Raw genomic sequence first — 13,153 nt, 5'->3', positions numbered from 1 at the left:
CGAAAAACAGCAAATTTAGTAATTAGGTAATGTGTGATGTCAAAAACTCAATCTGCGGCGATTTACTTATCTAATATTAGTGAACCAGAACGTTTAGCATTACAGCGGTTAAAAGATTACACCCATATCAATGCAATCCCAGAAATTTGGCCCTTAGCAGCCAAGTCATTTGGGGATACAGTAGCGCTGCACAACCCCCATGCTAAACCAGAGGTGGTAATTACTTACAAGCTGTTAGCAGAGCTAATTCAAAAATTTGCGGCTGGGTTACAGGTTTTAGGAATCAAAGCAGGCGATCGCCTGTCGTTAATTGCCGATAATAGTCCCAGGTGGTTTGTAGCCGATCAAGGAATCATGACGGCTGGCGCGGTGGATGCGGTGCGGAGTTCCCAAGCCGAAAAGGAAGAATTACTGTTTATTATTGCTAATAGCGGCAGTACAGGGCTAGTACTAGAAGATTTAAAGACACTGCAAAAATTGCGCGATCGCCTCAACGATTTACCCGTGCAATTTGTAATTCTGCTTTCCGATGAAACACCACCAGAAGATAGCCTGAAAATCTTGAATTTTTCGCAATTGCTAGAAATTGGTGCTAGTAATGCCTTGCAACCAGTTGAGTACAATCAAGACAATTTAGCCACGCTCATTTATACTTCCGGGACTACAGGCAAACCCAAGGGTGTGATGCTGGCTCATAGCAATTTAATTCATCAAATCACAACTATGGGTACCGTAGTACAGCCCAATGTCGGTGATGTAGCTTTGAGTATTCTTCCGAGTTGGCATAGCTATGAAAGAACCGTAGAGTATTTCTTACTTTCTCAGGGTTGTACTCAAATTTATACTAACTTGCGTGCCGTCAAAAACGATTTAAAAAACCGCAAACCCCATTTTATGGTAGCTGTACCACGCCTCTGGGAATCAATTTATGAAGGAGCGCAAAAACAGTTTCGTGAACAACCAGCTAATAAGCAACGCCTGATCAACTTTTTCTTTGAAAAGAGCGATCGCTATATTAAAGCCAAGCGCATTGCTGAAGGAGTCAGTTTAGATCATCTCGAATCCTCAGGAATAGAGAAATTAACCGCGAAAATTCAAGCTGCGGCTTTATTTCCCCTCCATGCCTTGGGAGAGCGGCTAGTTTATGCTAAAGTCCGTGAGGCAACAGGAGGGCGAATCAAGCAAGTCATTAGCGGTGGTGGCGCACTTCCCAAGCACATCGATATGTTTTTTGAAATTATTGGTGTAGAAATTTTGCAAGGCTATGGCTTAACCGAAACATCTCCTGTAACTAATGTGCGCCGCCCTTGGCATAATGTCCGTGGTTCATCCGGTCAGACATTACCCGCAACAGAAACTAAAATTGTAGATCCAGAGACTCGCAAACCTCTAGCTATCGGGGAGCGAGGCTTGGTGTTATTGAAGGGGCCGCAAATTATGCAAGGCTATTACCAAAATCCCGAAGCGACAGCAAAAGCCATCGACGCTGAAGGTTGGTTTGATAGCGGCGATTTGGGTTGGTTAACACCACAAAATGACCTAGTACTGACTGGCAGAGCAAAAGATACGATTGTCTTAACTAATGGGGAGAATATCGAGCCGCAACCAATCGAAGACGCGTGTTTGCGATCGCCCTACATCGATCAGATTATGCTAGTTGGTCAAGATCAGCGTAGCCTTGGTGCATTGATTGTCCCCAATTTGGAAGCATTAGTAAAATGGGCAGAAACTCAAAATATCGATTTGAGTAAACCAAATGAAGATGTTACCGCCTCAGCCAGTCAAAAAATAGACTTGGAGAGTAAAATAATCCAGGAATTATTTCGGAAGGAATTGAATCGGGAAGTGCAAAATCGTCCAGGCTATAGAGCAGATGACCGCATCGGCCCATTTAAGCTCATTCCAGAGCCGTTTTCTATTGAAAATGGTTTAATGACACAAACACTAAAAATCCGGCGACATGTCGTCAGCGAACGCTATCGCGATATTGTTAACGCCATGTTTGCTTGATAATTCCACTTACAAAATATAGAGTGAACGTGAAACTTTATGGATGCTTCCAAATCCCAACAATTGCTTCTGAAACGGATCGTGAATGTCAAAGTCATTGTCACTCCTCTATGGAAAGAGGAAGTACAACAGCAATTGCAAGCGCAGATTAACCAAACCGATCAGCAATTGCAACAACTAGACGTTGAAGGACAAAGAGCGATTACCGCCATTCAAAAGCAAAGTTTGCAACCCCCAGGGCCCCAAACTCTCCAACAGATTGATAATATTCAACTGCAAGTCAATCAAAAGAAAAGCGAATTGCTAGAACAGAAAAACCAATTCCTGCAAAATCTCCAGCAAGTCCAGTATTTGGAATTAGATCAGGAAGTCAACCAATTCCAAATGGAAGGCTTTTTCCGCATCGAACCAGGCGATAACTTAATCAGCAAAACCCAAGTTGAAATCGTTATCCGCGATGGTATTGTCGAAGAAATTCGAGGAGATATTTAGAAATTTGTTTGCCATTTGTCATTTGTTAATGTTCTCCTGCCAATTACTACATAACTTATGACTCATGGCTAAAATCCCAGCATCTACTAACATTATTTACTAGCTGTATTTTCAGCCCACGCACTTGCATTAAATTGGTAAACGCAAGGACGTGGGTTTTTTAATGGAATGGGTAATGGGTAATTGGAATTTGAAAGCAGCAAGAGATGCGTTAAGCTGACGCTAACGCATCCTACACACCCATTACCAATTACCCATTACCAATTACCAAACACTAATTTCGGTTTACCGAACTCTAAAATTAGAGTCTACCGTACCTATTTTGTGAGCCCTAGATTAGGGCGGTAATCATCAAATAATCAGTGATAAAAACCGAATTTACGCTTAGTTAAACTCTACATATTATGAATATGTAAGCAAAAAGCTAACCGCCAAATAAACCAATAAAGAGAAAATTTCAAGAGGAAAAGTTATGGCATTAGTTCGTTGGAATCCCTGGAGAGAAATTGACACCCTACAACGTCAAATTAATGACATTTTTGCAGACACCAGAGTTCCATCTGCTTTGTTTGAAAGAGGTATAGTTAGAGTTCCTGCTGCTGAGTTAGAAGAAACTGAAAATGCTATTCTGCTGAAGCTGGAAATTCCAGGGATGGAAGCTAAAGACTTGGATGTACAAGTAACAGAAAAGGCAGTTTACATTAGCGGTGAACGCAAACAAGAAACCAAAACTGAAGAAAAAGGCGCTACCAAGAGCGAATTTTACTATGGTAAATTCCAACGTGTAATTCCTCTACCTGCAAGAGTGGAAAATACCAGCGTTACCGCAGATTACAAAGATGGCATTTTGAATTTGACACTGCCAAAAGTAGAAGCAGAAAAAAATAAAGTTGTCAAAGTGAATTTGGATCAAGCTTCTGCGTAAATCTAGTTCCAACGAATGCACAAGTCTAATATCTCTGCGCGTTTTGTAATTTAATTTAAAAAAGCTCAGTTGCTTAACAACTGAGCTTTTTTTTGAATTTATTTGTGATTCCAAGTCTAATAATATTGGCAACAGATAAATTCTAAGTAGGGGCACGGCATCTACAATATTTTGGTACATTCAATAATCTTACTGGTGCCGTGCCCTCAACAAGGTTAGATTAGAAATGTTTCGTCATATTTTGGGGTTGTGGAGACGCGATTTATCGCGTCAATCGATTTCTCTCTAACCATGTACTTCATATCAACTTGGGCTGCTTTCAGTAATTACTTGCTCATCATTTGAATGATTACTCAAGCTATTTAAAATTTCCAAAACTTGCTGTTCAAAAGCAACTTGGGCGCGATTAGTTTTACCGCCAACAAACAAGCGATCGCCTTTTTGTAATGCCCAAATTTGGGAGTGGGAAAAGTAACTCATGACTACACCCAGCATCAACAAGGCAAAGCCAGTGTACACAATGGGAATACCTGGATCAGCTTTGATTTGTAAGCCAGTACTACCAATGACTTCTAAAATTTTCAGGGTTACGCCATTCACTTGGGTAGACATTCCCGCACGGACGGTATCAATTAATTTACCAGTAGCATCATAAATTAACACCATCCCTTGTAAGTCTTTGGCGATTAACGAAACACCTTCGCTTAAATCTGGTTTTGTGGGAATCCAAGTACCCCAAATTCGCCCTGCACCATTAGTATCTAGTTGTGCCATTGGCAGTTGAAAAATGGGGCTGTTATTAAATTGAATGCGAACCCCCGCCAGTCCCCAATCTGTTTGATAAAAAGTGACACCATGATAACGCAAAGGTTCATTGACAAAAATCTTTTTGTGGTCAACTTCTTGCCCTTGCTGATTTAACACAGACATATCTGAATAAAACTGGTCAATTCCACCTGTGGGTGTGTAGTCAATCCAAAATCGATTAACTTTTACAGACCAATCTTTAGGAACTTGAGATGATGCCAAAGGCCCAGCATCGACAATATTTTTTACCTGAAATGTATCGCCGCTAGCAACCATTTCTTGGGCCATAAACCCAGTCATAGCCCCCCAAATTCCCCCTAATAAAATAGTGACGATGCCGATATGCACAATAATCGGCCCAATGCGTCCCACTATTCCTTTACGGGCATAAAGAATATCGTCTTTTTCTTGAAAAATTTTATAACGCTGTTTTTGTAATATGGGGATGAGGCTATTTAAGGAACCTTTATCTAATTCTGCACTTAAAGCTAATTTTTGAAATTGTCGCGGTTCATCATAATATTTCCACCTTTGGGCAGCTTTTAAGGCGGGAAGTTGGCGCGTAAAAGTACAAGCAGTCAAACTAGTCCCAAATAAAACTAATAAGCTGAGAAACCACCAAGTACGATATACATGGTCTAATCCCACTACTTGAATTACCTTCCAACTGAGGAAACCAAATAAAGCTGGGTGTTCTGGGTAATTAGCTTGGTAGAATGCGGGTGACTGACCTTGTTCGATGACAGTACCGCTAATACTAAATAGGGCGATCAGCAGTAAAAGTGCGATCGCTAATCGTAAATCTGTCAGTACAGGTAAAAACTCTCGCCGCAAAAATCGCCCAGGTATTGACCACCAACTTAATTCTGTGGTCGTGGAATTGTCTGTTGTCATTGCTTAAAAACTTCCAAACGGAATCCGCGAAATTAAGGAAAATACACCAAACCCAACTAACAGCACACCGCTAACGGGGTTAATCCAACCAGACCAGCGGCGTAATTCCAGCAGCCTTTTAATCGCCGCTGTAAATGTACCTGCCAAAATTAATGGTGCGACATAACCTGCTGTGTAAGCAATGAGCAACACCGCACCTAAAATTAAGTCTTGAGTATTCGCCACCCAACCCAGCAAGCTGGCTAAAACTGGGGTACTACAAGGTGACGCAACTAAACCGAAAGTTAAACCTATTAAGTAGGAACGCACTCCTGGGGGTAAATCTTGGGAAATCCAATTTGTTTCACCCAAAGAAGGAAATTGTAGCGGTAGTGCTTCCAGCAAGTTTAGCCCCATGAGAATGGCGATAATACTGACAATAATCGGCAAACCCATTCCCACTTGACCGTAAACCTTGCCCACAAAAGCCGCTATAATCCCCATTCCAGCTAATGTGGTGGCTAATCCCAGGGCAAACCAAGTTGATTGGGCGGCTGCTTGCAGACGACTTTTAGCTTCATAACCGCCGATATAGCCAATGGTAATTGGCAGCATAGAAAGCATACAAGGCGTGAGGCTAGTTAATAAACCAGCCGCGAAAATAACGCCAATACTCACCACGCTGAGGTGTCCCAGCTGATTAGAGACTAGGGCATTGGCAAATTGTTCTAGTTTGTAAAGTTGGATTTGCAAAGTCTCAAGCATGGGGCATTATGACCGGGAAATGCTTACTATGCTTGAATTTTAGCTTAGTTTGGGACTTTGGGTAGAAGGAATCAGGGAAGGCGATCGCAATATATAGGACTCATATTTGATTTTTGAAGTTCAGGTAGGATGCGTTAGCGATAGCGTAACGCATCCGCACAACGCTTTTCGTGCGTTACGGCTAAATTTCATTGTTTCTGGGTGCCAAATCCTCTCATAGCCGTAACACACCCTACCCTTCTGTCTATATTTTGTTGTTTCTCTTTGTATAATTTGCGGTAGCCTACAACAAGCCACACCGCGTCTACATTATTCTATAAACTCAGCATTTAATAATAATTCAAGCTATTAATAACCGTTGTTTAGTATATGTTGCTTGAATAAAAGCCTGAAAAATTCTTTGATGATTTGGATCGTTAGCTGAAAGTTCTGGATGCCATTGTACGCCAATAGCCCAAGGATGATGTTCGTGTTCTACAGCTTCAATTACCTCATCTTCTAAAGCATGGGCAACAACACGCCATCCAGGTGGAACTTGGTGTACAGCCTGGTGGTGCCAAGAAACTACAGAAATATGAGTATTTTTGACACAATCAGCTAAACGGCTATCTGGACTAATTTTTACCATGTGTTCTGTTGATAAACGCCTTCCAGGTGCCGGATCTAGACGATGTAAGACGGAAGTACCGTATACCTCTGGTAAATGAGGAATGAGAGTACCACCAGAAGCGACAATGAGAATTTGCAAACCCCGACAGATACCCAATACAGGTAAATGATACTCCAGGGCTAACTGAGCTAGTTGCAGTTCAAAGGTATCGCGATCGCTATCTACAGAATAAATGCTTGGGTGGTCACAGCCGTTGTAGTGTAAGGGGTGAATATCTCCACCACCAGAAATAATCAATCCATCTAGCGGTTCTAAAAGCCTGGCTGGATCGGTTTCTCCTGGTGGTAATAAGATGGGAGTACCACCTGCGGCACGGACAGCATCTATGTAAGTACTTGGCAAAGAAAATGGTGATGCGTCTTTGCGCCCATAAGTGGTAATCCCAATCAAAGCATTTTGTAGTTTTCTATTCATCTTTTTTTGCTCCTCAACTTTTTAAAGTTTTGATTTGTACTTTTGTGAGATAAACCACATCTGTTATATCTATACCTTCATAAAGTTGCTGAGATTTCAGTAATTTCCTCAGTTCTCCTGTTTCTGGAAGCGAAGCATCATCATACCATCTGCACTACTACTGGCAAGGCAATAAGCAGGGCAACATCTTTTTAATGCACCCTACTTTATCAATCATCTCTTAAATATTCAAAAGACAAATATGCGATTGTCCATTTTGTAAGCATTCATAAGCGATTTGTTTTCCCTTTAACCTTTTTCCATCTCTTGCAAAAAGCACTTTTGCAATATGTCTAGTATTCTTTGTTATTGCTCAAATAACTCACCAAATAATTCTCGGACTTTTTCTTTGGCATCTTCTAGAGTAATTTTTCCTAAATCGGTAGCGCGATAGACTCGTCGATTTTGTCGCCCCGATCGCTCCTCAACAGAAGATAAATATCCTTTGCGCTCCATATCGTGCAACATCGGGTAGAGCGTTCCCGCACTAAGTTTATAGCCGTGATGTGCCAGTTCTTCAATAATGCCTAGCCCAAAAATTGGCTCCTGAACTGCATGATGCAGAATGTGAAGTCTAATCAAACTCGAGTAAAACTCTCTTCCATTCATTGGGCAGACTTTTGCAAAACTTAGAATTTTATTTTCGCTTATACCGCTTGCGTTACATAAATTGCAACAATACAAACTTCGATTGTGCCATCAGCCATACTGAAATTAATTTCATCTCTCTTAGGTTTAGATTATGCCAGCCTCGACTCGATTACCAGGCAAATCGGCTTTATTTGTTAGTGCGTTGTTGGGAACTGTGATTTTTACTAGCTGTGCTTCGGTTCCACAAACAAGGAGTAAAGCATTACCTCCCAGTACAGGGAATACCCTTAATCAAGCTGCACCTGCCGTTGAAAGTGGCGGTGGATCTCAAAAAGCTGATGCTGCACCAGTACCCCAAACCCGTCCGCAACTAATTAAAAAGGCGGCGATGACTGTAATTGTTAATTCTGTAGATCCAAGTATTGATGCAGTTACCAAAATTATCAATAACAAACAAGGAGACTTAATCGGATTAAACGAGTATCAACCAACTAAAGAAAATGCCCGTCATACTGCATCTATTACCCTGCGAATACCGCAAAATCAGCTAGACTCAACTCTCAACGAACTAGCTAAATTAGGTACAGTAGAAAATCGTAATATTACGGCAGAAGATGTTAGTAATCAACTTGTAGATGTCCAAGCTAGATTAACAAACCTGCGGAAAACAGAAGCCAATTTGCAAAAAATTATGGATCGCTCTGGTTCCGTTAGAGATGTATTAAGTGTTGCTCAAGAACTAAGTAATGTGCGGCAATCAATTGAGCAAATTGACGCTCAATTAAAAAATCTTCAAAATCAAGTTGCCTACTCGACTATTACTTTAAACTTGGAAGCAGCAGTTTCTAGCAGCAGTCAAGGGCGGGGTTTAGGTTCACAAATTCAGGAAACCTGGAATAACTCTAGCCACTCTGTTGGGGAATTTAGCGTGGGTTTGCTGAAGTTGGGTATTTGGTTAATGGTATACAGCCCTTACTTGTTGATTTTGGCTGCGGCTATCTATGGTTTGAACCGTTGGCGACGCAATTCACAACCTGTAAGACCAACACCACCAGCAGAAAATTATGAGTAAACAACTGAGGTTTGAGGCAAAAACAACTCCGGGTAGCAACAGTTTAATGCAGCTATTTTTACTAAGAAATTAGTTAACTACTTAAATAATCAGAGTCTTACCTTTTTTATTCAAAAACTACCTATTCCCTACTGGTTTTCTTGATAGCTTTCTGTTCCCTGTTCCCTCTTGATTACTAGAGTTACTCAACTTCAGTTGTAATTATTAAGATTGTACTAATTAACACGAAATAATTAGGCGCAGGAATGCCAAGATCAAACAAGGACGACCAATGCTATTGACAGTACTATGCCAGAAATACACCAATCAATTGCTCATCACTACCACGAACGTACTAAATATGACCCTGAGACTCTGTCTGCAAAAAGCCAGAGGTTAGATTGGGCTAAACAACCAGTACCGTTTAAAGAATATAGAATTGGCTCGTCTTTTGATCTCAAACCCTACATTCTCGAAAATACCCCAGTTCCTGACACTGCAAATGCTCAATGGTGGCAAAGAATTTCTCGGTTACTGTTTCGTAGTTATGGACTAACAGCGAAAATGCCTTCTATGGGTAGCGCGGTATATTTACGCTCTGCGCCTAGTGCGGGTGGGTTGTACCCAGCTGAGGTGTATATAGTTTCCCGAGGAACGGAGTTGTTACCACCGGGGCTATATAACTACCAATGTCGGAGTCATTCGCTGATGCATTATTGGGAACGCGATGTGTGGACTGCTTTACAAGAAGCTTGTTTTTGGCACCCTTCCTTAGAAAGTACACAAATTGCCATTGTGATTACTGCGGTATTTTACCGTTCTGCTTGGCGATATGAAGACCGCGCTTATCGCCGCATCTTTTTAGATACAGGACATCTGCTAGGTAATATCGAGTTAGCCGCATCTGTCAATGACTATCGTCCCCATTTAATCGGCGGTTTTGTGGATGAAGCTATCAACGATTTACTTTATATCGATCCACAACAAGAAGGTGCGATCGCAGTTTTACCTCTGGCAGACTTATTAGATATCAAACAAAATTTACCACCGGGAAGAACAGCACTACCTTCTGCTACCGAAACCGATTATCCTCACATACCCGATGGTCAGTTACTTAAATATTTTCATCACCACACTCAAATTCAATCTGGTACAACTGGCAAACTCAATTTACCAGCAGTTAAACAAGAAAAATCCCTTGAGGATAAATATAACTTCCCCTTCTGTCTGAAAATTCCCACAGCTACCACGGCAATTGAGTGGGGAAATAAGCTAGTAGACCTAGAAAACACCATGCACAAGCGCCGTTCTACCCGCGCTTACAGTGGTGAAGACATCACCTTTGATGAACTCAAAGCCTTACTAGATTTCACTTATCAACCGCAAAATTACATTTACCAAAGCTTAGATCCAGCCCCCGACTACTTTGACTTGAATTTAATCGAAACCTTTATTGCTGTGTGCGGAGTTAAACGGCTAGAAGACGGCTGTTACTATTACGCACCTAAAGCTCAAGAATTACGCCAAATTCGCTTTAAAAACTTCCGTAGAGAGTTACACTACCTTTGCTTAGGGCAAGATTTAGGGCGAGATGCTGCAGCCGTAATATTTCATACCGCCGATCTGAAATCTGCGATCGCTCAATATGGCGATCGCGTTTACCGTTATTTACACATGGATGCCGGACATTTAGGGCAAAGGCTCAATTTAGCTGCTACTCAACTCAATGTAGGCGTTAGCGGTATTGGTGGCTTTTTTGACGATCAAGTCAATGATGTTTTAGGTATTCCTATTGAGGAAGCAGTTCTATACATTACCACTTTGGGAAGACCTCGTTAATGTTGACACCTTTTTGAAAGGTTTTGATGTGTTACGGCTTCCGCCTAACACATCCTACATGATGCTGAAATTGTTTCAATATTTAAATGGATTTCTATATAAATAGCGATCGCTCTTCATTGACGATGCCATTAATCTTAATCCCGTTACAAAAATTAACTATTGGCTGCTAGTAATTTTGTAGGGATAGTATTATTTCTCTAAGTGACAATCTCATCTCTAGGACTCCTATTTGATTTTTGTGAAGCTAGAAAACCGATTCTCTATTTGGCAACCCATAGTAACCTGCATTTCTCGCAAGCAGGAGATATAGCAGATGTAGGTTGGGTTAAGCGCAGCGCCACCCAACATGGATCTGGACAATTTAACCTATATTTTGGTGACAAATTTGGGAGTAAACAGTAGGCGGAATGAAGATTCTTGTTATACCAATTCTCTCAACTCAGCGACAGATCCCAACTCAAAAACTCTTTTGCTATCGGGTTTTGCTAATTTTGAATTTTGAATTTATCTTATACATCTATTCCCAGCTTTACTGTTTCCTACCTTCACAAATAATTTCAGGAATCAATCGAGCAAATTTTTTATATACAAGCACTAATGCTGTTACCTGATAATGAAAGGCAACGTCTAGAATTACTCTATCAATATCGGATTTTAGATACAGAAAGAGAAGAATTTTTTGATGAACTTACGCAGTTGGCTGCGGATTTATGTGAAATGCCGATTGCAATGATTAGTTTAGTTGATGCTGAACGTGAATGGTTTAAGTCTAAAGTTGGCATCAATCAAGCTGAAGTGCCGCGTAGCTTTGCTTTTGGTAATTACACAATTCTCGAAAATCAAATATTGATGATTCCAGACATATTAGAAGATGAGCGATTTATCAAAAATCCGCTTGTGACTTCTGAACCTTATTGTCGCAGTTATCTGGGAGTGCCCTTAATTGCCGCAGATGGTTTAGCTATAGGTAGCTTTTGTGTAATTGATATTGTACCTCGGCACTTCACTTTGCAACAGCAAGCAATCTTACAAAAATTAGCTAAACAAGTAGTGAGGGCTTTAGACTTACATCGAGATAAAAATACTAATTATCAACAAAAAATGATTAATCTTTTATTCCGAAATCATCCTAATCCCATGTGGGTGTATGACGGCAATACACTGAATTTCTTGGATGTCAACGAAGCAGCGCTTATTCATTATGGCTACTCTCGAAAAGAGTTATTAAGAATGCATATTACGGAAATAGATTTATCAGAAGACGTGCTTTTATTACAGAAATGTTTAGTTCACAAAAATAGTAAATTTAGCTTTTCTGGAGAAGCTAAACATCGTCTCAAAAATGGCAATATTATTGATGTTGAAGTGGTTAAACACGCCATAGAATATGATGGTAAATACGCTTGCTTAGTTTATAACCGCGATATTACAGAACGGAAAAAAACTGAACAGGCGATTAAAACTCAACTTGAACGAGAGCATTTGATGCGAACTGTTTCTGGGAGAATTCGCCACTCTTTGAATCTCCAAGATATACTCAATGCCACGGTGCAAGAGGTACGAGACATACTTCAAGTCGATCGAGTGATAGTTTTTCGCTTTGCTGCAGATATGAGTGGTACAATTGTTGCCGAATCAGTAGAAAATGGCTGGACTGCTTGTATTGGTGTAGAGATAGAAGATACCTGTTTTCAAACAGGTACAGGATTGGAGTGTTATCAAGGCCGTAACAAAGCGATCGCGAATATTTACGAAGCCGGACTTACTGATTGCCATATTAAGATGTTAGAACAGTTTGAAGTCAAAGCAAGTTTAGTAGTACCGATTCTCTTGCAGGTAAGTGAGGAAAATCCTAGCTCTAGCCTCTGGGGTTTATTAGTGGCGCACCAATGTTCTCATCCTCGCAAATGGGAAGAACATCAAATAGATTTACTCGATCAACTGACTGTGCCAATTGCGATCGCCATTCAACAATCTAGCATTTTACAGCAAGCTCAGATGGAAATTTCCCAGAGACAGCAAGCTGAAGTTAAGCTCAGAAGCGCATTGGCAGAAAAAGAAGTGTTGCTCAAAGAGATTCATCATCGAGTTAAAAATAATTTACAAATTGTCTCTAGCCTATTGCAACTGCAATCTCAAACCCTCGACTCCCAAGAAGCCATTAAAGTCCTCAGAGAAAGTCAAAATCGCATTGATTCTATCTCTTTAATTCATAAAAACTTATATACCGCACCAAATATTGGACAACTTGATGTTGCCGAATATATCGATAATTTAGCAACTAACTTATTAATTTCTTATCAAATAGAACCTGCCAAAATTAGTTTAGAAACTTATATAGATGCAGTGAGCTTGAATATTGATCAAGCAATTGCCTGTGGCTTAATTATCAACGAATTAATTTCCAACGCTCTTAAGCACGCTTTTACAAACCAAAAAGTAGGTAACATTATTATCAGCCTGCATAATCTTGTAAATACCATAGAAATGGTAGTGCAAGATGATGGTATTGGCTTACCAAATGATTTTGATTTAAGAAATACTAACTCACTAGGGCTTTCGTTAGTCTATGATTTAGCCACTGCTCAATTAGAAGGCAATATTAGTGTAGATAATGCGCGAGGAACATTATTCAAAATCCAATTTCCACAATTAACTTTATAGTAGTAAATCT

The 13,153-nt window shown here is 40.4% G+C and carries 10 protein-coding genes; 6 read left to right on the top strand and 4 right to left on the bottom strand.

Features of this window, described 5'->3' with window-relative positions:
* Positions 1 to 36: 36 nt before the first annotated feature.
* The 3 genes from AACU25_RS05325 (at position 37) to AACU25_RS05315 (ending at position 3,427) form a co-directional block, all read left to right on the top strand.
* Positions 37 to 2,010, top strand: a complete 1,974-nt coding sequence (locus AACU25_RS05325) for an AMP-dependent synthetase/ligase (RefSeq protein ID WP_096574229.1) — start codon at positions 37 to 39, stop codon at positions 2,008 to 2,010.
* Between the two features lie 39 nt (positions 2,011 to 2,049).
* A complete protein-coding gene (locus tag AACU25_RS05320; protein WP_045871907.1) occupies positions 2,050 to 2,502 on the top strand; it encodes a YlqD family protein in 453 nt (150 codons plus the stop codon).
* Between the two features lie 472 nt (positions 2,503 to 2,974).
* Positions 2,975 to 3,427, top strand: coding sequence for an Hsp20/alpha crystallin family protein (locus tag AACU25_RS05315; RefSeq protein WP_096574228.1), 453 nt, complete (start codon positions 2,975 to 2,977; stop codon positions 3,425 to 3,427).
* Positions 3,428 to 3,730: 303 nt separating this feature from the next.
* Here the strand turns inward: AACU25_RS05315 and AACU25_RS05310 are convergent, their stop codons facing one another.
* The 4 genes from AACU25_RS05310 to AACU25_RS05295 form a co-directional block, all read right to left on the bottom strand.
* Entirely contained in the window at positions 3,731 to 5,128 is a 1,398-nt protein-coding gene (locus AACU25_RS05310; RefSeq protein WP_096574227.1) for a cytochrome c biogenesis protein, read from the bottom strand.
* Between the two features lie 3 nt (positions 5,129 to 5,131).
* Positions 5,132 to 5,872 (bottom strand): cytochrome c biogenesis protein CcdA, encoded by a 741-nt coding sequence (locus AACU25_RS05305; RefSeq protein ID WP_096574226.1) that lies wholly within the window; start codon positions 5,870 to 5,872, stop codon positions 5,132 to 5,134.
* A 340-nt stretch (positions 5,873 to 6,212) separates the two neighbouring features.
* On the bottom strand, positions 6,213 to 6,956 hold the full coding sequence (locus AACU25_RS05300; RefSeq protein WP_045871881.1) for a gamma-glutamyl-gamma-aminobutyrate hydrolase family protein: 744 nt from the start codon (positions 6,954 to 6,956) through the stop codon (positions 6,213 to 6,215).
* A 345-nt stretch (positions 6,957 to 7,301) separates the two neighbouring features.
* On the bottom strand, positions 7,302 to 7,577 hold the full coding sequence (locus AACU25_RS05295; protein ID WP_339382004.1) for a helix-turn-helix transcriptional regulator: 276 nt from the start codon (positions 7,575 to 7,577) through the stop codon (positions 7,302 to 7,304).
* A 160-nt stretch (positions 7,578 to 7,737) separates the two neighbouring features.
* Between AACU25_RS05295 and AACU25_RS05290 the strand changes: the two genes are divergently transcribed.
* The 3 genes from AACU25_RS05290 (at position 7,738) to AACU25_RS05280 (ending at position 13,143) form a co-directional block, all read left to right on the top strand.
* Positions 7,738 to 8,658, top strand: a complete 921-nt coding sequence (locus AACU25_RS05290; RefSeq protein ID WP_096574224.1) for a DUF4349 domain-containing protein — start codon at positions 7,738 to 7,740, stop codon at positions 8,656 to 8,658.
* Positions 8,659 to 8,946: 288 nt separating this feature from the next.
* Positions 8,947 to 10,476: a SagB/ThcOx family dehydrogenase gene (locus AACU25_RS05285; protein ID WP_096574223.1), complete on the top strand. Its 1,530-nt coding sequence runs from the start codon at positions 8,947 to 8,949 to the stop codon at positions 10,474 to 10,476.
* Between the two features lie 600 nt (positions 10,477 to 11,076).
* On the top strand, positions 11,077 to 13,143 hold the full coding sequence (locus AACU25_RS05280) for a GAF domain-containing protein (RefSeq protein WP_096574222.1): 2,067 nt from the start codon (positions 11,077 to 11,079) through the stop codon (positions 13,141 to 13,143).
* Positions 13,144 to 13,153: the final 10 nt, after the last annotated feature.

Source organism: Tolypothrix tenuis PCC 7101, assembly GCF_963874875.1.
Lineage (GTDB): Bacteria > Cyanobacteriota > Cyanobacteriia > Cyanobacteriales > Nostocaceae > Aulosira > Aulosira tenue.
This window is presented reverse-complemented; position numbering and strand designations above follow the sequence as displayed.

Coding starts and splice junctions, on each gene's coding strand:
- AACU25_RS05290 (WP_096574224.1), top strand. CDS start 7,738: ATGCCAGCCTCGACTCGATTACCAGGCAAATCGGCTTTATTTGTTAGT.
- AACU25_RS05325 (WP_096574229.1), top strand. CDS start 37: ATGTCAAAAACTCAATCTGCGGCGATTTACTTATCTAATATTAGTGAA.
- AACU25_RS05320 (WP_045871907.1), top strand. CDS start 2,050: ATGGATGCTTCCAAATCCCAACAATTGCTTCTGAAACGGATCGTGAAT.
- AACU25_RS05310 (WP_096574227.1), bottom strand. CDS start 5,128: ATGACAACAGACAATTCCACGACCACAGAATTAAGTTGGTGGTCAATA.
- AACU25_RS05300 (WP_045871881.1), bottom strand. CDS start 6,956: ATGAATAGAAAACTACAAAATGCTTTGATTGGGATTACCACTTATGGG.
- AACU25_RS05305 (WP_096574226.1), bottom strand. CDS start 5,872: ATGCTTGAGACTTTGCAAATCCAACTTTACAAACTAGAACAATTTGCC.
- AACU25_RS05315 (WP_096574228.1), top strand. CDS start 2,975: ATGGCATTAGTTCGTTGGAATCCCTGGAGAGAAATTGACACCCTACAA.
- AACU25_RS05280 (WP_096574222.1), top strand. CDS start 11,077: ATGCTGTTACCTGATAATGAAAGGCAACGTCTAGAATTACTCTATCAA.
- AACU25_RS05285 (WP_096574223.1), top strand. CDS start 8,947: ATGCCAGAAATACACCAATCAATTGCTCATCACTACCACGAACGTACT.